This is a genomic window from Amycolatopsis sp. NBC_01307, from assembly GCF_035975215.1.
Classification (GTDB): domain Bacteria; phylum Actinomycetota; class Actinomycetes; order Mycobacteriales; family Pseudonocardiaceae; genus Amycolatopsis.
Genome location: NZ_CP108403.1, coordinates 10,002,929 through 10,022,792, shown reverse-complemented (window position 1 = coordinate 10,022,792; position 19,864 = coordinate 10,002,929). Strand labels below are relative to the sequence as shown.

Below are 19,864 nucleotides of genomic sequence, written 5' to 3'. Positions count from 1 at the left end.
GCTTACCTGGACGATCCGCCCATTTCCGGCAGGTAGGGTCAGCCCGACCACGAAGAGGGTGGTGCGGCCCAGTGCGGCCCGCCGCCGCCCCTGCGACCGTCGGGGTCATGAGCAGACTGGGGCCGGGTTGGCCGACCGCCGCGACAGTGGCGTCGGGTGTGTTGTTCTTCTTCGGCACGGGGCTGGACCCGGTCGCCGCGCTGGCGTGGTTCGCGCCACTGCCGATCCTGCTGCTCGCGCCGCGGGTGTCCGGGGTGACGGCGGCGCTCTGCGCGTTCGTCGCCTACGCCGCGGGCAGCACCGGCACCTGGAGCTACTTCTGGCACTCACTGGCCGTCCCGCGGCCGGCCGCGATCGCGATCCTCGCCGGCAGCGCGGTGCTGTTCGCACTGGCCGTCGGCCTGTTCCGGCTGCTGGTGCGACGTCGTCACGCCGTGCTGGCGGTGCTCGCCGCGGCCGGCCTGTGGACCGTCGCGCTGTACGCGGTCTCCCTGCTCAACCCGACCGGCCTGATGGGGACGTTCATGACGACCCAGGCCGACCGGCCGGTGGTCCTGCAGCTCGCGTCGGTGACCGGCGGCTGGGGCGTCGAGTTCCTCGTGCTGGCCGTCCCGGCCGCGGTGGCCGCGATCTGCGCGCCCGGCGTCACGGGCCGGTCCCGGCTGGTCTCGGTGGTGGCGGTCGCCGCCGCGCTGACCGGGCTGTTCTTCTGGAGCACCGCGCGGCTGAGCAGCCCCGCGGGGACCACGGTGAAGGTCGCACTGATCGCCCCGGCCCAGGCGGCCTGGGCGACGGACGTCACCACGCCGCAGGGCGCCGCGCTCCTGCAGTCCTATGTGGACGCCATCGGCGCGTTGCCGGACGGCGTGCGCGTCGCGGTGCTCCCGGAAGCGGCCTTCGCGGTGGACGACGCGTCCCGGGCCGGGTTCACCGAGCAGCTCCGCCGCACCGGCGTCGAGGTCGTCACCGGCGTCTACGACACGACGTCGCAAGGCCGGTTCAACGCGGCGCTCGACGTCCCGCCGTCCGGGCCGGCGGTCGAGTTCCACAAGTGGCACAACGGGGACTCGAAGAACATCGCCGACGGTACGGACCTCGCGTACCTCGCGGGGCCGGCGAAGATCGGCCTGCTGGTCTGCATGGACGTCAACTTCGGCAACCCCAGCGGCGACTACGGCGCGGCCGGCACCGGCCTGGTCCTGATCCCGGCGTCCGACGAGGACGTCGACGGCTGGGAACACAGCCGCACGGCGCTGATCCGCGGCGTCGAGAACGGGTTCTCGGTGGCGTGGAGCGCATCCCGCGGGACGCCGATGCTGTCCGACGCGCACGGCCGCGTCCTCGCCGACACCCACACCGGAGACCGGCCGTTCTCGGTGGTGACGGCCGACGTCCCGCTCGGCAGCGGCGGCACGCCGTACGCCCGCTTCGGCGACTGGTTCGCGTGGTTGTGCGGACTCCTGGCCCTGGCCGGGATCGCGGCCGCGGCGAGCCGGGAACGCGTCGACGCCTAGTCCGCCGCGCGGGCCACCACGGCCGCGCCGAGCAGCGTCACGTCCGCCGTCGACGTCGGGTCCAGGCCGGTCAGCGCCTGGACCCGCCGCAGCCGGTAGTCGACGGTGTTCGGGTGGACGTGCAGCTGGGCCGCGGTCGTCCGGCGGTCGCCGAGACGCAGGTACGCCCGCAGCGTGTCGAGGAGATCCGCCTTGTCCGCCAACGGTTCCAGCATCTCGGCGAGCCGGTCGCGGGCCTCGCTGGGGCAGGACAGCTGGTACTCCAGCACGACGTCGTCCAGCCGGTAGACGCCGGGCGCGCGGCCGAACGTCCGGGCCACCGCGAGGATCCGGCGGGCGCAGGGGGCGGCCGCGGCGACGCCGTCGGGCTCGGTGACGACCACGCCCGCCGTCACCGGGACGGCCGCCGCGCGGGCCATCTCCCGGACCACGCCGTCCAGCCACGGCCGGTCGCGCTCGGGCAGCAGCGCCAGCCCGCCGTCCGTGGTCAACGACGTCAGCATCGGCTCGCGGACCTGCCGTTCCAGCTCGGCGCGCAGCCGCCGCAGCTTCCGGCGGGCCGCGACCAGCGGGTCGACGTCGGCCGAAGTCTCGTCCGGGTGCGCGCCGAACCCGAACGCCACGACCAGGTAGGACGGCGGCAGCCGCAACCCGGCCTGGTCGGCCGCGGCCTGCGCGGGCTCCCCGCCGAGCAACGCGGCCAGCAGGCTCTGCCGCGCCGAGTACTCGTCACCGGAGATGGACTGCTGCTGGGCGAGATAGCCCGCCGCGACGGCCGGGGTGACCAGCTCGAGGTAACGCAGCAGGAGCGCGTTGACCGCCATGACGTCGGCGAGGTCTTCGGGCCGCGCGTCGGCGGTCGTCGTGTCCCAGGTGACCTGTATGCCGACGTGGTACGCGGTCAGGACCACCTCGATCGGGATGCCCTCCTCCGCACGCCGGGCCGCCGACTCGCGCAGGAAGGCGACCTCGGCCGCCGTCGGCAGCGTCTTCGACCGGAGCACCCCGACGAACGAGCGCAGGTTCTGCTCGATCACGCGGCTGATGTCGCCGGCCAGCTCCTCGCCGGGCATCAGCCGGTACGCCGTGAGCCGGGCGACCAGCTCCTCGATCACCGCGCGGGTCAGCGCCGGCAGCGCACCGGTCAGCCGGTCGGCCAGGTTCTGGCCGCCGACCCGGAACGCTTTGTCATCCGTCACAACCGGCCCCGTCCAACTCTGAGCGTCGTCCCATGTCGCGGACGACCCGTTGTGCCACATCATGACAGGCATCACTTACTGACGGGTAACTGGAGGCAACGGAAATGCGGGTCACCAACGGCGGTGTCAAGCGAATCCTGACCGCGCTCGTCGCGGCGGTCGCACTCGGCGTCGCGGCTCCGGCGGTCGCCGAAGCGGCGCCGAGCAGCGGCTGGAACAACTGGTCGTGCCAGCCCTCCGCGCAGCACCCCCAGCCCGTCGTGCTCGTGCACGGCCTCGGCGCGAACGACACCGTCAACTGGTTCTTCCACGCGCCGAAGATCGCCGCGCAGGGCTACTGCGTCTACTCCCTGACCTACGGCACCGGCGTGCTCGGCCCGCTCGTCGGTGGCCTCGCGTCCATGCGGGACAGCGCCGCCGAGCTGGGCCGGTTCGTCGACCGCGTCCGGAGCACGACCGGCGCGGCGAAGGTCGACATCGTCGGGCACTCCGAGGGCAGCACGATGCCCGCGTACTACCTGAAGTTCGGCGGTGGTGCCGCGAAGGTCGCGCACTTCGTCGGCTTCGGCGCGAACTACCGCGGCACCACCCTCGGCGGCCTCGACGCGCTCGCGAAGGGGCTCCTCGCCACGGTCCCCGGCCTGCGGGGGATCCTGACGACGGCGTGCGGCTCGTGCACCGAATACCTGGCACCCACGGCGTTCCTGGACGACCTCGCCCGCGGCGGCGTGCACGTCGCCGGGCCGGCGTACACGAGCATCGTGAGCCGCTACGACGAGGTCGTCACGCCCTACACCAGCGGCATCCTCAACGAGCCGGGCGCGACGGACATCGTGCTGCAGGACTTCTGCCGCACCGACGTCTCGGGGCACCTCGGCCAGGCCGTCGACCCGAACGTCACCGGCCTGATCCTGCACGCCCTGGACTCCCGCTACCAGCCGCGCTGCACGCCGTTCATCCTGCCGCTGTAGCCGGTCGTGAGTGTTTAGGGCGGTTAGAACCGCCCTAAACACTCACGAGGCGTCAGACCGGGAGCGGGTTCTGGCCCATGAACCGCCGGCCGTTCGCCGCGGACTCCCGGACGGCCGCAAAGCCGTAGTCCACCATCGCGGACTCGTACGCCGCCACGGCGTCGAGCAGCGGAGCCGTGGCCAGCGCGGACGCCAGCGCCGCACCGTCACGCAACGCGGTGTTGGCGCCCGCGCCGGCCGCGGGGCTCATCGCGTGGATCGCGTCGCCGACGAGCGTCACCCGCGACGGTGACCACGGCTCGATCGGCACGCTCGTGCGGATCGGCTGCGGGAACGTCGCGGTGTCGTCCCAGTGCTCGACCATCGCACGAGCCCGCGGCGAGAAGTCCTTCACCAGCCCCAAAGCCAGCTCCTGCAGCTCGGCCGGCGTCAACGCGGCCAGCTCGGCGTCGCTCAGCCCGACGACCTCACGACGCGCTCCGACCGCGCACGTCATGTACGGCTCGTGGTCCCGCAGCTCGAGCCCCGGCACGAGCCGCGCGGCCGCCTCGGCGACGGGCTCCGGGTATTCGACCGGCGCGAACCCGACCATCGTCCGGTCGGGGGCGACGACCATCGAGAACACCGCGAACATCTCGGGGTCGAACAGCTTCCTCGTGTGCGCGGTGAGCGGAATCCGGCCGTACAGCTGGAGAAGCCCGGTGTCGACGACCTCGGCGTGCGGCAAGTACTGGCGCCGCACCGGGGAGTTGACGCCGTCCGCGCCGACCAGCAGCTCACCGTGCGCGGAGGTGCCGTCGGCGAAGTGCGCGGTCACCCCGCCGGCGTCGGCCGTGTAGTGCGTTAACCGCTTGTCGTAGCGCACATCCAGGCCGTGCAGCAGGATTTGGCGCACGGTGAAGCGGTTGATGTTGAGGTGGGGTCCAGTTTTGTTGAGGACCAGCTCGTCGACGCGCCGCAGCTGCTCGTCGTAGATCTGCGTGGCGGGTAGCGCCCGACCGGCCGTCGCCCGGAAGAGTTCGTGCAGCTCAGGTGGTAGGACTTCACGCAACGCCGAGTCGCCGACGTGGTCGATGTGCAGCCGGTACCCCTGCACCCGCGCGCCGGGCGCGGCGTCGCGTTCGTAGACCTGGCACGGGATCCCGGCGCGGCGCAGGCCCTGGGCGAGGCTCAGGCCACCCATCCCGGCACCGATGATGATGACAGACACACTTGTCCCTTCGTCGCTGGCGATGAAGGGACGCACGGGTGAGCGCTGGAACGAGTGCCCGGACTAACCCATACCGGACCGTGCGTTCGCGCGTCCTCTGCGATCCACGTTAGCGCACGAGATCTCCGGCGCGCCACACCACTTTCGTGAGCGGAACTCCGGGGCGGTAGGCCAAATGTGTGACGGACGGCGCGTCGAGCACGTGGACGTCCGCCCGCGCGCCGGGCCGCAGCACGCCGACGTCGTCGCGGCGCAACGCCCGCGCGCCACCCGCCGTCGCCGCCCAGACGGCCTCTTCGATGGTCATGCGCATCTGCAGCACCGCCGTCGCGACGCAGAAGGCCATCGACGTCGTGTACGAGCTGCCCGGGTTGGCGTTGCTGGCCAGCGCGACCGTCGCGCCCGCGTCGAGCAGCCGTCGCGCCGGAGCCAGTGGTTGCCGGGTCGAGAGGTCGCACGCGGGCAGCAGCGTCGCCACGGTTTCGGACGCGGCCAGCGCCTCGACGTCGGCGTCCGACAGGTACGTGCAGTGGTCGACGCTCGCCGCGCCCAGCTCGACCGCCAGCCGGACGCCGGGGCCCTCCCCGAGCTGGTTGCCGTGCACCCGCAGGCCCAGCCCGCGTTCCGCGGCGGCCTTGAGGACGCGGGCCGACTGGGCTTCGTCGAAGGCGCCCGTCTCACAGAAGACGTCCGCCCAGCGCACGCTTTCCGCGACGGCGTCGAGCATCTCGCCGCACACGAGGTCCACATAGGACTCCGCGTCGGCGCCCGGCGGGACCAGGTGCGCGCCGAGGAACGTCACCTCGTCGGCGACCTCCCCGGCGATCCGGGCACTGCGCGCTTCGTCCGCGACGGTCAGTCCGTAGCCGGTCTTGGTCTCCAGGCAGGTCGTCCCCTGCCGGGCCGCTTCGTCGACGTGCCGGCGCAGGTTCGCGGCCAGCTGCTCGTCGGACGCTTCCCGCGTCGCGCCGACGGTGATCGCGATTCCGCCCGCGGTGTACGGCTTTCCGGCCATCCGGGCTTCGAACTCGGCCGTGCGGTCGCCGGCGAAGACGAGGTGCGTGTGGCTGTCGACCCAGCCCGGCAGCACCGCGCGGCCCTCGACGTCGACGTGCTCGTCGGCGTCCGGCGCCTGCGCGCTCGGGCCCACCCAGGCCACTTCGGTGCCGTCGAGCACGAGGGCCGCGTCGGTGAGGCGGCCCAGCTCGGGGTCGTTGGTCGTCAGCTCGCCGATCCCCGTGATCACGACAGCCACAGTGCCTCGATCTCCTTCGCCAGAACGGTTTCCGGTCGTTCGATCAGCTGGTGCGCCCCGTCGCGGACGACGTTCCGGCCCGCGACGACGACGTGCCGGACGTCGGCCCCGGACGCGGCGAACACCACCCCGGACGGCTCGATCCCGGCCGTCCGCACGGAGTCCAGCGCGACCGTCACGAAGTCGGCGCCCGCGCCTTCTTCGAGGCGTCCGACCTCGGGCCAGCCGACGGTCTTGTGGTCGGTTCCGGCGGCCAGGAGTTCCTCGGCGCTGAACCGGCCGCGTTCCTCGCTCGCCAGCCGGTCGTCGAGTTCGAGCGCGCGGGTCTCCTCGAAGGCGTCGACGACGGCGTTGCTGTCGCTGCCGACGCTCAGCCGCACGCCCGCGTCCCGCAGCGCGCGGGCCGGGCCGATGCCGTCGCCGAGATCGCGTTCGGTGGTCGGGCAGAAGCACGCCCCCGCGCGAGCGGCGCCGAGCCGGTCGATGTCGGACGTCGTCAGGTGCGTGGCGTGCACGGCGACCAGGCGATCGGTCAGCACGCCGTGGTCGTCGAGGAGTTCCGCCGGGGTGCGACCGTAGGCGGCCAGGCACTGCTCGTTCTCGGCGCGCTGCTCGGAGAGGTGGATGTGGACCACGCGAGCACTGTCCACAAGCGACAGCTGATCGGCCGGAACCGCGCGCACGGAATGAATGGCCGCGCCGACGCGGAACAGGTCGTCCTCTTTCAGCGAGGCGACCCGTTCAGCCCACCGCGAAGCCGAGCCGTCGGAGAACCGCTGCTGAACCTCGTCCGGCGCGACGCCGATGCCCCCGGCGAGGTAGCACGTGTCGAGCAGGGTAAGCCGGATCCCGGCGTCCCGCGCGGCTTCCCGCAACGCCTCCCCCATGGCGTTCGGCGACGCGTACGGCGTGCCACCGGGCGCGTGGTGCAGGTAGTGGAACTCGCCGACGCTCGTGTAGCCGCCCAGGACCATCTCGGCGTAGACCCCGCGGGCCAGCCGGTAGTACGAGTCCGGATCGAGCCGCGACGCGAGCGCGTACATCCGCGCACGCCACGTCCAGAAGGTGCCACGCTCGTGGTGTGTCCGGCCGCGCAACGCCCGGTGGAACGCGTGCGAGTGCCCGTTCGCGAACCCGGGCAAGGTCAGTCCATTCAGGACGGTTCCAGTGCGCGGCGAGTCCGGCGTGACGCCGGTGATCCGCCCGTCGGCGACATCGATCCGCACCCCGCGGGCGATCCCGCCGGACAGCCACGCCTGCTCGCACCAGTACGTCATCGCGTCAGCTGCTCCAGCGCGGTGGCCAGGGCCTGCGCGCCCGCCTCGACGTCGGCGGCCTCGGCGAACTCCTCCGGCGAGTGGCTGATGCCGGTCGGGTTGCGCACGTAGAGCATCCCGGCCGGGACGAACCCGGCGAGGATCGCCGCGTCGTGGCCGGCGCCGGTCGGCAGCTCCGGCACGCCGCCCAGCCAGCCGCCGAGGTCCCGGCGCAGCGCGTCGTCGAACACGACGTCACCGGAGTACGACTCGCGCGTCACCCTGACCTGGCAGCCCTCTTCCGCCGCCGCGGCCGACGCCGCACGGCTGATCTCGGCGACCAGCCCCGGGGTGCCCTCGCCGGGCACCCGCGCGTCGAGCCACAGGTCCACTGTGGACGCGATGACGTTGGTGCCGCCGGGTGTCGGCACCAGCCGGCCGACGGTCGCGCGCGCGTCCGGCACGCCCGAGGCGAGCCGGCGGACGGCGGTGACCGTCGCGGCGGCGGGCAGCATCGGGTCCGCGCGGTCGGCCAGCAGGGTCGCTCCGGCGTGGTTTCCCTGTCCCTCGAAGGAGAACCGCCACCGGCCGTGCGCGATCACGGTGCTGCCGACGGCCACCGGCGCGCCGAGGTCGATCAGCCCGCGTCCCTGCTCGACATGCAGTTCGAGGAACCGCCCGATCCGGTCGAGCCGCTCTTCGTCCGGCCCCATCCGCGCCGGGTCGATCCCGGCCTTCTTGGCCGCTTCGGCGAACGTGACGCCGTCGGCGTCCCGCAAGCCACGCGCCTTGTCGGCGTCGATGGTGCCGGTGAGCAGCCGCGAGCCGAGGCACGGAACGCCGAACCGGCCGCCCTCCTCCTCGGCGAACACGACGACGGCGAGCGGCTTGCGCGGCCGAAAACCCTTGGCCCGCAAGGTTTCCACGGCGGAGAGGGCGCTCGCGACGCCGAGCGGGCCGTCGAACGCGCCGCCGCCGGGCACCGAGTCGAGGTGGCTGCCGGTGACGACGGCGTTGCGTCCCGGCGGCCCCCACCAGGCCCAGATGTTGCCGTTGCGGTCGGTCTCGACGTCCAGCTCGAGCCCCAGCGCGCGGTCGACGAACCACTCACGCAGGTCGTGCTCCGGCGCGTCGAAGGCGTGGCGGGAGTAACCGCCGCGCTTCGGGTCGCGTCCGACGTCGTCGATCTCGGCCAGGAAACCAGAAGCGGTCACGCATCCCCCTGCATCGGCACCCGCACGCCCCGCTCGTCGGCGACGTCGGCCGCGCGATCGTAACCGGCGTCGACGTGCCGGATGACGCCCATTCCCGGGTCGTTGGTGAGCACGCGCTCCAGCTTCTGCGCGGCCAGGGCCGTCCCGTCGGCCACGCTGACCTGGCCCGCGTGGATCGAGCGGCCCATGCCGACGCCACCGCCGTGGTGGATCGACACCCAGCTGGCGCCGGACGACGTGTTGACCAGCGCGTTCAGCAGCGGCCAGTCGGCGATCGCGTCGGAGCCGTCGGCCATGCCCTCGGTCTCGCGGTACGGCGAGGCGACGCTGCCGGAGTCGAGGTGGTCGCGGCCGATGACGACCGGGGCCTTCAGCTCGCCGCTGGCGACCATCTCGTTGAACCGCAGGCCGGCCAGGTGCCGCTCGCCGTACCCGAGCCAGCAGATCCGCGCCGGCAGCCCCTGGAACGCCACGCGCTCGCCGGCCAGCTTGATCCAGCGGGCCAGGGATTCGTTCTCCGGGAACAGCTCCAGCATCGCGCGGTCGGTCGCCGCGATGTCCTCGGGGTCACCGGACAGGGCCGCCCAGCGGAACGGGCCGTTGCCCTCGCAGAACAGCGGGCGGATGTAGGCAGGCACGAACCCGGGGAAGTCGAACGCGCGCTCGCAGCCGCCGAGCTTCGCCTCACCGCGCAGCGAGTTGCCGTAGTCGAAGACCTCCACACCCTTGTCGAGGAAGCCCAGCATGGCCTCGACGTGCTCGGCCATCGACTCGCGCGCGCGGTCGGTGAACTCGTCGGGCTTCTTGGCCGCGTAGTCGTGCCAGTCGGCGACGTCGACACCCTTGGGCAGGTACGACAGCGGGTCGTGCGCGGACGTCTGGTCGGTGACGATGTCCACCTCGACGCCGCGGCGCAGCAGCTCCGGCAGCACCTCGGCGGCGTTGCCGACGACACCCACCGACAGCGGCCGCTTCTCGCGCTTCGCTTTGGTGACGCGGGCGATCGCGTCGTCGAGGTCGTCGGCGACCTCGTCCAGGTAACGCGTCTCGACGCGGCGGTGCGCGCGCTGCGGGTCGCACTCGATGACCAGCGCGACGCCGTCGTTCATGGTGACGGCGAGCGGCTGCGCGCCACCCATGCCGCCGAGGCCGGCGGTTACGGTGAGCGTGCCCTTCAGGGACCCGCCGAACTTCTTCTTCGCGACGGCGGCGAAGGTTTCGTAGGTGCCCTGGAGGATGCCCTGGGTGCCGATGTAGATCCACGAGCCGGCCGTCATCTGGCCGTACATCGTGAGGCCCTGCTGCTCGAGGCGGCGGAACTCGGGCCAGGTGGCCCAGTCGCCGACCAGGTTCGAGTTCGCGATGAGCACGCGCGGCGCCCACTCGTGCGTGCGGAACACGCCGACCGGCTTGCCGGACTGGACGAGCAGCGTCTCGTCGACGTCCAAAGTGGTCAGTTCGCGGGTGATCGCGTCGAAGCTGGCCCAGTTGCGGGCGGCCTTGCCGGTGCCGCCGTAGACGACCAGGTCCTCGGGCCGCTCGGCGACGTCGGGGTCGAGGTTGTTGTGGAACATCCGCAGCGCGGCTTCGGTCTGCCACGACTTCGCGGTCAGCTGGGTGCCGCGGGCGGCACGGATGACACGGGACGTGCTGGTCATCAGACCTCCAGGTAGGCGGTCGTGAGTGCGTAACAGTGTTAGAACACTGTTACGCACTCACGACCCGAGACGGGCGGCGTCGAGGACGGCGCCGGAGCGGACGAGTTCTTCGGCGGCCGCGATCTCGGGCGCCAGGTGCCGGTCGGGGCCGGGGCCCTCGACCTTGGTGCGGAGCAGGTCCCGGACGCGGCCGGTGACCGGCGACGGCTCGAGCGGCGCCCGGAAGTCGAGCGCCCGGGCGGCCGTCAGCAGCTCGATGGCGAGCACGGTCGTCAGGCCGTCGACGGCCTTGCGCAGCTTCCGCGCGGCCGACCAGCCCATGGAGACGTGGTCCTCCTGCATGGCGCTGCTCGGGATCGAGTCGACCGACGCCGGGACCGCGAGCCGCTTGAGCTCGCTGACGATCGCGGCCTGCGTGTACTGGGCGATCATGTGCCCGGAGTCGACGCCGGGGTCGTACGCGAGGAACGGCGGCAGGCCGTGCGAGCGGGCCTTGTCGAGCATCCGGTCGGTGCGGCGCTCGGCGATGCTGGCCAGGTCGGCGATCGGGATGGCGAGGAAGTCCAGCACGTACGCCACGGGCGCGCCGTGGAAGTTGCCGTTGGACTCGACACGGCCGTCGGCCAGCACGACCGGATTGTCCACAGCGGACGCGAGCTCCCGCTCGGCGACGAGTTCGGCGTGCGTGAGGCTGTCGCGCGCGGCGCCGTGGACCTGCGGGGCGCAACGCAGCGAATAGGCGTCCTGGACGCGGTTGCAGTCCGGGCCGCGGTGGCTCTCGACGATCTTCGAGCCCTGCAGCGCGTGCCACATCCGCGCGGCGCTCAACGCCTGGCCGGGGTGCGGGCGCAGCGCCTGCAGTTCGGCCGCGAACGCGCGATCGGTGCCCAGCAGCGCCTCGACGCTCATCGCGGCGGTGAGGTCGGCGATGTCGAAGAGCCGGTGCAGGTCGGCGGCGGCGAGCAGGAGCATGCCGAGCATGCCGTCGGTGCCGTTGGTGAGAGCCAGGCCCTCCTTCTCGGCGAGCACGACCGGCTCGATCCCGGCGTGCTTGAGCGCTTCGCCGGCCGGCACGACCGCACCGCGGTACTCGACGTCGCCCTCCCCCATCAGCGCCAGCGCGACGGCGGCCAGCGGCGCGAGGTCGCCGGAGCAGCCGAGGGAACCGTACTCGTGGACGATCGGCGTGATCCCGGCGTTGAGCAGGGCCGCAAGCGTTTGCGCGGTACCCGGGCGGACGCCGGTGTAGCCGCTGGCGAGGGTCCGCAGCCGCAGCAGCATCAGCCCGCGGACGACCTCGGTCTCGACGGCCGGCCCGGCGCCGGCGGCGTGCGAGCGGATCAGGCTGCGCTGCAGCGCGGTCCGGCTCTCGACGGGGATGTGGCGGGTGGCCAGCGCGCCGAAGCCGGTCGAGACGCCGTAGGTGGGCGTGACGGCGTGGGCGAGGTCCTCGATGTGCTGGCGGGTCGCGGCGAGGTTCTTCTCGGCCGCGTCCGTGAGCCCGACCGGCGCGTGGCCGCGGACGACGTCGACGACCTGGGCGGCGGTCATGGGTTCCGCACCCAGGAGCACTTTTTCCGGCATGGGCCCATTGGACAGCGTCTTTCCCGCTGGTGGGATGCCCCACGGGGTGGTTCCGTCTGGGATCCCAGACATTAGGCTCGGGGCATGGGCGAGAGCAGCGAGGTCCCGGCGCTGCGGCGCGGGCTGGCGGTGCTGCGGCTGCTGGCGACGCGCCCCGGCCCGGTCACGGCGTCGGCGATCGCCCGCGAGGCCGGCCTCCCCCGCTCGACGACCTACCACCTGCTCAACGAGCTGGAGGCCGCCGGTTTTGTCGTGCACCTGCCCGCGGAACGCCGGTACGGCCTGGGCATCGCGGCGTTCGAGCTGGGCTCGGCGTACCTGCGCCACGACCCCCTGGAACGGCTCGCCGGGCCGTTGCTGCGCAAGCTCGTCGACCGCGCCGGGCACACCGCGCACCTCGGCGTCCTGCACGGCAACGAGTCGCTGTACCTGATCAAGGAGCGCCCGGCCCGCCCGGAGACGCTGGTGACGGAGGTCGGCGTCCGCCTGCCGGCCCAGCTGACGGCGTCCGGCCGCGCGATCCTCCGGCACCTGCCCGCCCCGCACGTCCGCGCGCTGTTCCCGTCGGCCTCGACGTTCGTCCGCCGCACCGGCCGCGGCCCGGCCACCCTGGCCGAACTGCGCCGCACGCTCACCGCGGAACGCCGCCTGGGCTGGTCGATCGAAGACGGCCACGTCACGGCGGGTTTCGCCTCGGTGGCCAGCCCGGTCTTCGACCACGGCGCCCGCCCACTGGCCGCGATCAGCGTGACGTTGCGGCACCACTGCACGTCAGAGCCGTGCGAAGAGACGTGGCCGGAACTGGCGGCGGAGGTAGCGGCAACGGCAGCCGAACTGACCACCCGCATCGGCGGCCACCCGGGCTGACCTCCACCCGGCGGCGTCCCGGCTGGTGCGATCGGGGCAACTGTCACCGAACGCCTCGATTCCGCTCCGCTCGGTGATTACCGTGGTTGCGCAAGAGGACACCGGTCGTGGGGGCACGAGGGGAACCGGCGATGGACGACGGCGTGGCATCGTGGCAGCCGGGGCACCGATGGTGACCCGGGTGGGCTTCGGCGCGGTCCTGGCCGTCGCCGAGTTCCGGGCGATGTGGGCCGCCGAGCTGCTGTCCATCTGCGGTGACCAGCTCGCCCGCGTCGCGCTCGCCGTCTTGGTGTTCCAGCGGACCGACTCGGCCGCGCTGACCGGCCTGACCTACGCGCTCACCTACGTCCCGTCGCTGCTCGGCGGGGTACTGCTGGCCGGCGCGGGCGACCGGTGGCCGCGTCGCGACGTGATGATCGGGTCCGACCTGGCGCGGGCCGCGCTGGTCGCCGTCATCGCGATCCCCGGCGTCCCGCTGTGGGTGCTGTGCGTGCTGGTCGCGGTGATGACCGCGCTCGGCGGGCCGTTCAAGGCGGCACAGCAGGCGCTGCTGCCTTCGGTGCTCGCAGGCGAGCGCTACCTCGTCGGGATGGCTCTGAGGAACGTCACGATCCAGGGCGCCCAGCTGGCCGGGTTCGCCGGCGGCGGGCTGCTGATCGCGGCTCTCGCCCCGACGGCCGCCCTGGCCCTGGACGCCGTGACGTTCCTGCTGTCGGCCGCGCTGCTGGCCTCCGGCGTGCGACGGCGGCCGGCCGTGGCCGCGACGACGACGTCCGGTGGCCGCGCCTGGCTGGCGTCGACGACGGCCGGCGCCCGGCTGATCTGGCACGATCCGGCGCTGCGGACGCTGGTCGCGCTCAACTGGCTGGCCGGCTTCTACATCGTCCCGGAGGCGCTGGCCGCGCCGTACGCGGCGGGCATCGGCGCGGGCGCGACGCTCGTCGGGCTGATCATGGCCGCGGACCCGGCGGGCAGCGTGCTCGGCGGGTTCGTCTTCGGCAAGTGGATCCCGGAAGCGACACTGGTCCGCGTGCTCGGCTGGCTGGGGATCGCGGCCGGGCTGCCGCTGATCGTGTTCGTCGTCCGGCCGGGGCTCGTGCCGGCGGTGGTGCTGCTGGCCGCGTCCGGGCTACTGGCGACCGGCTACAACATCCAGGGCACGGTCTCGTTCATGCGGCGGGTGCCGGACGAGCACCGCGCGCAGTGCGCCGGTGTGAACTCCGCGGGCCTGATCACCGTGCAAGGGGTGGGCGCGGCGGCCGCCGGTGTGCTGGCCGACGTGCTGAGCCCGGCGCACACCATCGCGGTGGCCGGCGCGGCGGGGGCCGCCGTGGCCGTGCCGATCGCGCGAGCGTGGCGCCGGGTCAGACTGCTGGACTCGGAGGGAGAGCGATGACATCAGTTGTCGCGACCGCACATGGCGCGCCTCCTTTCGCCGGCTCGGCCCGTACCGCCTGCGTTACCGGGCGGACACCATGAGTATGCGGAGCGGCGGTGGAGCATCGCGCGTTGTGCCACGCTTTCGTGACGTCTTCGTCTCGCCACGGCGCTGGGCGCTGTGGCGGCAAGGCCCGCGCGTAGTCACGTACTGCCTGGTCAGCGAGGTACTGGCGGTGGTGCTGACGCTGAAGCCGTCGCCCATCGAAGTCGATCGCCGCACGCTGGCGATCCTCGGGGTCCTGCTGGCCCTCGGCGTCCTGCAGTCGGAGACGGGCCGCCGGGTCGAGCGCATCCGCCGCCGCGTCTCGGGCACGCCGCACATCAACATGACGTCGGTCTGGACGTTCGCCGGAGTCCTGCTGTTGCCGCCGCTGCTGCTCGCGGTGCTGGTCGGCGGCTTGTACCTGCACCTGGCGCTGCGCAGCTGGTACCGCCTGCAGCGCGTCCCGGCGTCCCGGACGATCAGCAACGCCGCGATCATCCTGCTGTCCTGCTACGCGGCCCAGGGTGTGCTCTGTCTGGCCGGCCTCGACGACGTCCGCTCGGCGACGAGCCACCCGTGGCCGGGCACCTTCGCGGTAGCAGGAGCAGGCGCGACGTTCTTCGTGGTCAACGCGCTGCTGGTGCTCCCGGCGCGCCGGGAGATCGGCCGGACGCCGGAGGCACTGTTCGGCACGTGGGCCGACAACGGCCTGGAGGTGGCCACGCTGTGCCTGGGCGCGTTGAACGCGGTGGTGGTCGCGATGCTGCCGGGCCTGGTGGTCCTGGTCCTGCCCCCGCTGCTGTTGCTGCACCGCACCGTCCTGGTGAGACAGCTGGAGGTGGCGGCCCACCGGGACGACAAGACGGGCCTGTACAACACGAGCGGCTGGCACGCCCAGGCCGAGCGCACGCTGGCCGGCGCGGCCCGCCAGCGCGGCACGTTCGGCCTGTTGATGCTGGACCTGGACCACTTCAAGCAGGTCAACGACACGTACGGCCACCTGGCCGGTGACGCGGTGCTCAAAGCGGTGGCCGAAGCGATCATCGCGGCGGTGCGAGGCCGCGGCGACGCGGTGGGCCGCTTCGGCGGCGAGGAGTTCGTCGTGCTGCTGCCCGGGATAGCCCACCCGGACATCAGCGCGGTGGCCGAGCGAATCCGCCGCGCGATCAGCGCACTGACAGTCCCGGTGGGCAAGCTGCGGGTCACGGGCCTGTCGGTATCGATAGGCATAGCCGCGTACCCCACAGCGGGAACGGCGTTACAACGACTCCTGGACGCCGCGGACACCGCTCTCTACCACGCGAAAGCCACGGGCAGGAACAAGGTGGTCCACGTAGCGGACCTGGTCTAGCGGGAAGTTATGAGGCGCGGACGAATCGGCGCCGCCCGGAAGAGGCATCAAGCCCCAACATGGCGAGCAGTTCGGCACACTCGGTGACGTCCGAGGAATGCCCGGCAACGGTGATGACGGCTTTGTCGTTCTGCTCGGCAAGCCGTTCGGCTTCCTCAGCCCGGATAACACCCATCCGGCTGTCTTCGTCGTTGGCGGTGGAGCTGCCATTGGATCGGGCCCAGGTCATCTGGCACCTACTTCCGGCACGGGCATCCCCGGCCGAGACTCGACCGGAACCCACAACCTTCGTCGACCTACAGCATGACACCCCGAGTGAAATCACCCACAAGGAGGTCCCCCACAGCACCCACAGTAAACGCTCCAACACGACAACCTGAGCCCCGACACACCCACAAGAACGGCCCCCCACACCCCCACCAGAACCACAGGCAAACACCCACACACCCAGCGCAACCACCACACGCCCGGACAGCACACCAGACAGCGAGGCGGGCAAACCAAGAAACCCAGCAAAGCCAAACAGGCGCTACGAGACTCCCAGCGCAGCACGCCGAACACCCCAAGACCGCCGCACAGCAAGACAGCCGCCCCAAGACCCAGCAAACCAGACAGGCCCCAAGCCGCCCAGCGAAGCAAGACGGGCGTTCCAAGACTCCCAGCGCAGCCAGACGGGAGCTCCAAGACCTCCAGCGCAGCCAGACGGGACGTCCAAGACCCCCAGCGAAGCAAGACGGGCGTTCCAAGACACCCAGCGAAGCCAGACGGAACGTCCAAGACTCCTGGGACCACCAGACAGGCGCACCAACACACCCGGGCCAGCCGCGGCGGCAGGGGCAAGGGGCGGCAGCCCCAGGGGGGTCCAGGGGGCGGAGCCCCTTGGCGGGGGTCTGGGGGTCCGACCCCCAGAGACAATGGACGAAACCGAAGAGAAGGCCCAAGCTCCGAAGGAGCGAGGGCCTTCTCGAAGGTGGAGGTGCCGGGAATTGAACCCGGGTCCTCTGGCGTATCGACAGGACTTCTCCGTGCGCAGTCCGCTTCGTCTCTACTCGGCCCCTTCAATCACGCGAACAAGCTGAAGTGACGGGCCCAGCCACTGTTTGCTTCACGGCAGGTCCCCGTGGCCGGGACTGCCGCTGAGCCTCCTAGCTGATGCCGGTACCCGGGTCGGAGGCACACCCGGGCCGACAGAGACGCACTCGCTCAGGCGGCGAGGGCGTACTCGCGCTGATTGGAATCGGCGCTTATTCGATTGCGATGACGCTTACGGTGGTCTCTCGCCTGCACCGGCACGCTTCTCCTGGCTCAACGTCCAAAGTCGAAACCGTTCACCCCCTTGGTGGGACACAACCCGTACAGCATAACGCGTGGCGCCAGCCCTTTAGTCCAGGGCGGGGTAGGGCCAGCCCTACCGGCGGGATGCCCGCGCGCACCATGTCGGCCGGCGGTCCGGCGAACGATGCTTGGGGGCATCGTGGGACTGAAGGGAGCCAGGTCATGGCTAGCGAGAGGCGGGATCCGCCGTTCGGCGGTTCGGTGGTTTTCCTGCTGATGAACCTGCCGTTGGGGGTGGCGGCGTTCACGGTCTTGACGTCGTTGACGGCGGCCGGGCTGGGGACGGTCGTGGTGTGGGTGGGGGTGCCGCTGCTCGCGTTGCTGGTGCTGGGGGTCCGGGGCGCGGCGCGGATGGAGCGGGCGCGGGTCTACGCGCTGCTCGACCGGTACATCGATCTGCCGTACCTGCCGTTGCCGGCGGGGAAGCAGAGCCTGCGCTGGAAGGCGCGGCTGAAGGACCTGTCGACGTGGCGGGACCTGCTGTACTTCTTCGTGTTGTTCCCGCTCGGGCTGATCGAGTTCACGCTGGTGACGGCGTTCTGGTCGACGAGCCTGGCGCTGGCGGGGCTGCCGATCTACTTCCGGTGGCTGCCGGGTGGGGCGTACTACTTCCCGTCGGACGACCTGCGGTGGCTGACCGTGGACTCGACGGTGGAGGCGCTACCGTGGGCAGCGCTGGGGGTGCTGTTCATCGCGTTGTCCGTGGCGCTGACGAAGGCGCTGGCGGGGACGCACGCCCGGCTCACGAACGCGCTGCTCGGCCCGACCGTGGCCCAGCGCCGTCGGATGGAGCGCTGGTGGGAAGAAGCCGAAGAGAAGCACCTGGTGGCGGGATGACGCCGGAGCAACGCCAGCTCGAGCACCCGCGGCCGCACCCGGCTCGCACGATCGGGTACATGCTCCTGAGCTTCGTCTTCCGGCTCCTGCAGTTCGTGCTGATCGTCACGGGGATCTCGGTGGGGGTCGGCACGGCGGTGGTGTGGGTCGGGTTCCCGATCCTGCTGGCGACGACGAGCTTCATCCGCTGGTCGGCGGATCGGGAGCGCGGCTGGGCCGGGCGGATGCTGCGGGTGCCGTTGCCGCCGGTGGAGCGGCGGGCCTACGACGGCGAGCCGGTGCTGCGGCGGTGGCTGATCCGGCTGAGCGACCCGACGACGTGGCGGGACCTGGCGTACCTGATGGCGGCGTTCCCGCTGGCGTGCGTGGAGTTCGCGATCGCCATCGCGTCGATCGTGCTGCTGCCGATGGCGATCTGGGTGACGCCGTGGCTGGGCTGGCTGCACGGGGAGCTGGCGATCGCGTTGCTGGGCCCGAACCGCACGAAGCGGCTGGAGCAGAAGGCCGAGCGGCTGCAGGCTTCACGGGCCCGGGGTGTCGACGCGGCCGAGGCGGAGCGCCGCCGCATCGAGCGTGACCTGCACGACGGCGCGCAGCAGCGGCTGGTGGCCGTCGCGATGAGCCTGGGCCGCGCGAAGTCGAAGTTCGACCACGATCCCGAGGGCGTGCGGGAGCTGATCGACGAGGCGCACGCGGACGCGAAGCTCGCGGTGTCGGAGCTGCGTGACCTGGCCCGCGGGATCTACCCGGCGGTGCTGGGCGACCGCGGCCTGGACGCGGCGCTGTCGGCGCAGGCGGCGAAGTCGCCGATCCCGGTGGACGTCACGGTGAACGTGGAGCCGCGGCCGCCGGCGGCGGTGGAGACGACGGCGTACTTCATCGTCGGCGAGACGCTGACGAACATCGCGAAGCACTCCGGCGCGAAGGAGGCCGAGGTGAAGGTGTGGCGCGACGACGCGCACGTCGTCGTCGAGATCACCGACAACGGCCACGGCGGCGCCGAGATGCGGCCCGGCGGCGGGCTGGCCGGTCTGGCCGACCGCGCCGCGACGATCGACGGCGTGATCACCGTCGTCAGCCCGGTCGGCGGGCCGACCGTGATCCGGGCTGACCTCCCCTGTGAATGGTGAATAGGCTGGGCCCCGATCATCGGAGAACCTGGGGGCCGGATGCGGGTAGTGATCGCCGAGGACGCCGTGCTGCTGCGGGCCGGGGTCACCCGCCTGCTCGCCGACGAGGGCATCGAGACGGTGGCGGCCGTCGACAACGGCGACGAGCTGCTGGGCGCGGTCCTGGAACACCGTCCTGACCTGGCCATAGTCGACGTCCGGATGCCCCCGACGTTCACCGACGAGGGCCTGCGCGCCGCCCTCGCGGCCCGCAAGGAGGTGCCGGGCCTCCCGGTGCTGGTGCTCTCGCAGTACGTCGAGGAGTCGTACGCGGTCGAGCTGCTCTCGGGCGGCGCCGGCGGCGTCGGCTACCTGCTGAAGGAGCGCGTGGCGGACGTCGCGGACTTCCTGGACGCGGTCCGCCGGGTGGCGAACGGCGGCACGGCGATCGACCCGGACGTCATCGCCCAGCTGATGGCCCGCGGCCGCCGCAACCCGCTGGACGCCCTGACCGCGCGCGAGTCCGAGGTGCTCGGCCTGATGGCCCAGGGCCTGTCGAACACGGCGATCGCGAACTCGCTCGTGGTGTCGCACGGCGCGGTGGAGAAGCACATCGGCAACATCTTCTCGAAACTCGGCTTGGAGGCGAGCGCGGAGGAGCACCGTCGCGTTCGTGCTGTCCTCACCTATCTCGGCCGTTGAGTGGACGTTCAGTGACCAAAAGTCCCGTAAGGTGGACGCTGGGTCACCCGTTCTGACGGCGGCGTCCTCGAGTCCCCTCACCTACCATGAGCGGACCCGCCGACGAGAGGAGTGCGCGGATGTCCGACGAAACCCGCTGCGTCCGCTTCTTCGGCGGTCCGCTCGACGGCCGGGTCCAGGAGCTCGGGGAAACCGAGCCCGTGCCCGGCGCCGTCATCAAGCACATCCACCTCCACGACGGCCCGAAGATCGAGACGCGCTACGAGCTCGGCCTCACCGAGGACGGCTGGGAGTACCGGGTCGCCGCGTCGTCGCGCAGTGAGGCCGAACCCGACGGCATCCGGGAGTCCTGAGCCGTCCGGCGGTAGGGACAACCCCC

General features: G+C 72.0%; 17 protein-coding genes and 1 other RNA gene. 9 read left to right on the top strand and 9 right to left on the bottom strand.

All coding sequences use genetic code 11. The features are described from left to right. Nucleotides 1-107 precede the first annotated feature (107 nt). The gene (locus tag OG439_RS45185; RefSeq protein WP_326946469.1) at nucleotides 108-1,514 is read left to right on the top strand and encodes a nitrilase-related carbon-nitrogen hydrolase; all 1,407 of its coding nucleotides are present in this window, start codon (nucleotides 108-110) and stop codon (nucleotides 1,512-1,514) included. Here OG439_RS45185 and OG439_RS45180 read toward each other — a convergent pair. Further along, nucleotides 1,511-2,713, bottom strand: coding sequence for a PucR family transcriptional regulator (locus OG439_RS45180; protein WP_326946468.1), 1,203 nt, complete (start codon nucleotides 2,711-2,713; stop codon nucleotides 1,511-1,513). The genes OG439_RS45185 and OG439_RS45180 overlap by 4 nt on opposite strands. Nucleotides 2,714-2,817: 104 nt before the next feature. Between OG439_RS45180 and OG439_RS45175 the strand changes: the two genes are divergently transcribed. Further along, nucleotides 2,818-3,684: a lipase gene (locus OG439_RS45175; RefSeq protein WP_326946467.1), complete on the top strand. Its 867-nt coding sequence runs from the start codon at nucleotides 2,818-2,820 to the stop codon at nucleotides 3,682-3,684. Nucleotides 3,685-3,736: 52 nt separating this feature from the next. Here OG439_RS45175 and OG439_RS45170 read toward each other — a convergent pair whose 3' ends face one another. The 6 genes from OG439_RS45170 to hutH all read right to left on the bottom strand — a co-directional run bounded on the left by OG439_RS45170 (nucleotide 3,737) and on the right by hutH (nucleotide 11,861). After that, nucleotides 3,737-4,894: an FAD-dependent oxidoreductase gene (locus tag OG439_RS45170; RefSeq protein ID WP_326946466.1), complete on the bottom strand. Its 1,158-nt coding sequence runs from the start codon at nucleotides 4,892-4,894 to the stop codon at nucleotides 3,737-3,739. A 109-nt stretch (nucleotides 4,895-5,003) separates the two neighbouring features. Next, on the bottom strand, nucleotides 5,004-6,149 hold the full coding sequence (gene hutI, locus OG439_RS45165) for an imidazolonepropionase (RefSeq protein ID WP_326946465.1): 1,146 nt from the start codon (nucleotides 6,147-6,149) through the stop codon (nucleotides 5,004-5,006). Then, on the bottom strand, nucleotides 6,137-7,426 hold the full coding sequence (locus OG439_RS45160) for a formimidoylglutamate deiminase (RefSeq protein ID WP_326946464.1): 1,290 nt from the start codon (nucleotides 7,424-7,426) through the stop codon (nucleotides 6,137-6,139). Before OG439_RS45160 ends, hutI begins: the two co-directional genes overlap by 13 nt. Further along, nucleotides 7,423-8,619: an allantoate amidohydrolase gene (locus tag OG439_RS45155; protein WP_326946463.1), complete on the bottom strand. Its 1,197-nt coding sequence runs from the start codon at nucleotides 8,617-8,619 to the stop codon at nucleotides 7,423-7,425. Before OG439_RS45155 ends, OG439_RS45160 begins: the two co-directional genes overlap by 4 nt. Next, the gene (hutU, locus tag OG439_RS45150; protein WP_326946462.1) at nucleotides 8,616-10,277 is read right to left on the bottom strand and encodes a urocanate hydratase; all 1,662 of its coding nucleotides are present in this window, start codon (nucleotides 10,275-10,277) and stop codon (nucleotides 8,616-8,618) included. Before hutU ends, OG439_RS45155 begins: the two co-directional genes overlap by 4 nt. A 57-nt stretch (nucleotides 10,278-10,334) precedes the next feature. Next, nucleotides 10,335-11,861: a histidine ammonia-lyase gene (gene hutH / locus OG439_RS45145; RefSeq protein WP_326946461.1), complete on the bottom strand. Its 1,527-nt coding sequence runs from the start codon at nucleotides 11,859-11,861 to the stop codon at nucleotides 10,335-10,337. A gap of 84 nt (nucleotides 11,862-11,945) precedes the next feature. Between hutH and OG439_RS45140 the strand changes: the two genes are divergently transcribed. From OG439_RS45140 to OG439_RS45130, 3 genes are all read left to right on the top strand, one after another. After that, complete coding sequence (locus OG439_RS45140; protein ID WP_326946460.1) at nucleotides 11,946-12,728, top strand: IclR family transcriptional regulator; 783 nt, start codon at nucleotides 11,946-11,948, stop codon at nucleotides 12,726-12,728. A gap of 169 nt (nucleotides 12,729-12,897) precedes the next feature. Further along, nucleotides 12,898-14,124 carry an MFS transporter gene (locus tag OG439_RS45135; RefSeq protein WP_326951783.1) on the top strand — a complete coding sequence of 409 codons (1,227 nt, stop codon included), beginning with the start codon at nucleotides 12,898-12,900 and terminating at the stop codon, nucleotides 14,122-14,124. Nucleotides 14,125-14,209: 85 nt separating this feature from the next. Next, the gene (locus tag OG439_RS45130) at nucleotides 14,210-15,502 is read left to right on the top strand and encodes a diguanylate cyclase (protein WP_442792359.1); all 1,293 of its coding nucleotides are present in this window, start codon (nucleotides 14,210-14,212) and stop codon (nucleotides 15,500-15,502) included. Nucleotides 15,503-15,509: 7 nt separating this feature from the next. Here the strand turns inward: OG439_RS45130 and OG439_RS45125 are convergent, their stop codons facing one another. Together OG439_RS45125 and ssrA are read right to left on the bottom strand one after the other, a co-directional pair. Next, nucleotides 15,510-15,731, bottom strand: a complete 222-nt coding sequence (locus OG439_RS45125) for a hypothetical protein (protein WP_247061315.1) — start codon at nucleotides 15,729-15,731, stop codon at nucleotides 15,510-15,512. A gap of 739 nt (nucleotides 15,732-16,470) precedes the next feature. After that, nucleotides 16,471-16,838, bottom strand: a transfer-messenger RNA (tmRNA) gene (gene ssrA / locus OG439_RS45120). Nucleotides 16,839-16,999: 161 nt separating this feature from the next. Here ssrA and OG439_RS45115 point away from each other — a divergent pair. The 4 genes from OG439_RS45115 (at nucleotide 17,000) to OG439_RS45100 (ending at nucleotide 19,838) form a co-directional block, all read left to right on the top strand. Further along, the gene (locus OG439_RS45115) at nucleotides 17,000-17,674 is read left to right on the top strand and encodes a sensor domain-containing protein (protein ID WP_326946458.1); all 675 of its coding nucleotides are present in this window, start codon (nucleotides 17,000-17,002) and stop codon (nucleotides 17,672-17,674) included. After that, entirely contained in the window at nucleotides 17,671-18,804 is a 1,134-nt protein-coding gene (locus tag OG439_RS45110; protein WP_247061289.1) for a sensor histidine kinase, read from the top strand. The genes OG439_RS45115 and OG439_RS45110 overlap by 4 nt, the downstream gene beginning before the upstream one ends. Before the next feature lie 39 nt (nucleotides 18,805-18,843). After that, nucleotides 18,844-19,485, top strand: a complete 642-nt coding sequence (locus tag OG439_RS45105; protein WP_247061287.1) for a response regulator transcription factor — start codon at nucleotides 18,844-18,846, stop codon at nucleotides 19,483-19,485. A 119-nt stretch (nucleotides 19,486-19,604) separates the two neighbouring features. Next, nucleotides 19,605-19,838 carry a hypothetical protein gene (locus OG439_RS45100; RefSeq protein WP_247061285.1) on the top strand — a complete coding sequence of 78 codons (234 nt, stop codon included), beginning with the start codon at nucleotides 19,605-19,607 and terminating at the stop codon, nucleotides 19,836-19,838. Nucleotides 19,839-19,864 lie beyond the last annotated feature (26 nt).

Coding starts and splice junctions, on each gene's coding strand:
- OG439_RS45185 (WP_326946469.1), top strand. CDS start 108: ATGAGCAGACTGGGGCCGGGTTGGCCGACCGCCGCGACAGTGGCGTCG.
- OG439_RS45175 (WP_326946467.1), top strand. CDS start 2,818: ATGCGGGTCACCAACGGCGGTGTCAAGCGAATCCTGACCGCGCTCGTC.
- OG439_RS45160 (WP_326946464.1), bottom strand. CDS start 7,426: ATGACGTACTGGTGCGAGCAGGCGTGGCTGTCCGGCGGGATCGCCCGC.
- hutU (WP_326946462.1), bottom strand. CDS start 10,277: ATGACCAGCACGTCCCGTGTCATCCGTGCCGCCCGCGGCACCCAGCTG.
- hutH (WP_326946461.1), bottom strand. CDS start 11,861: ATGCCGGAAAAAGTGCTCCTGGGTGCGGAACCCATGACCGCCGCCCAG.
- OG439_RS45140 (WP_326946460.1), top strand. CDS start 11,946: ATGGGCGAGAGCAGCGAGGTCCCGGCGCTGCGGCGCGGGCTGGCGGTG.
- OG439_RS45135 (WP_326951783.1), top strand. CDS start 12,898: ATGGTGACCCGGGTGGGCTTCGGCGCGGTCCTGGCCGTCGCCGAGTTC.
- OG439_RS45130 (WP_442792359.1), top strand. CDS start 14,210: ATGCGGAGCGGCGGTGGAGCATCGCGCGTTGTGCCACGCTTTCGTGAC.
- OG439_RS45125 (WP_247061315.1), bottom strand. CDS start 15,731: ATGACCTGGGCCCGATCCAATGGCAGCTCCACCGCCAACGACGAAGAC.
- OG439_RS45115 (WP_326946458.1), top strand. CDS start 17,000: ATGGCTAGCGAGAGGCGGGATCCGCCGTTCGGCGGTTCGGTGGTTTTC.
- OG439_RS45110 (WP_247061289.1), top strand. CDS start 17,671: ATGACGCCGGAGCAACGCCAGCTCGAGCACCCGCGGCCGCACCCGGCT.
- OG439_RS45105 (WP_247061287.1), top strand. CDS start 18,844: ATGCGGGTAGTGATCGCCGAGGACGCCGTGCTGCTGCGGGCCGGGGTC.
- OG439_RS45100 (WP_247061285.1), top strand. CDS start 19,605: ATGTCCGACGAAACCCGCTGCGTCCGCTTCTTCGGCGGTCCGCTCGAC.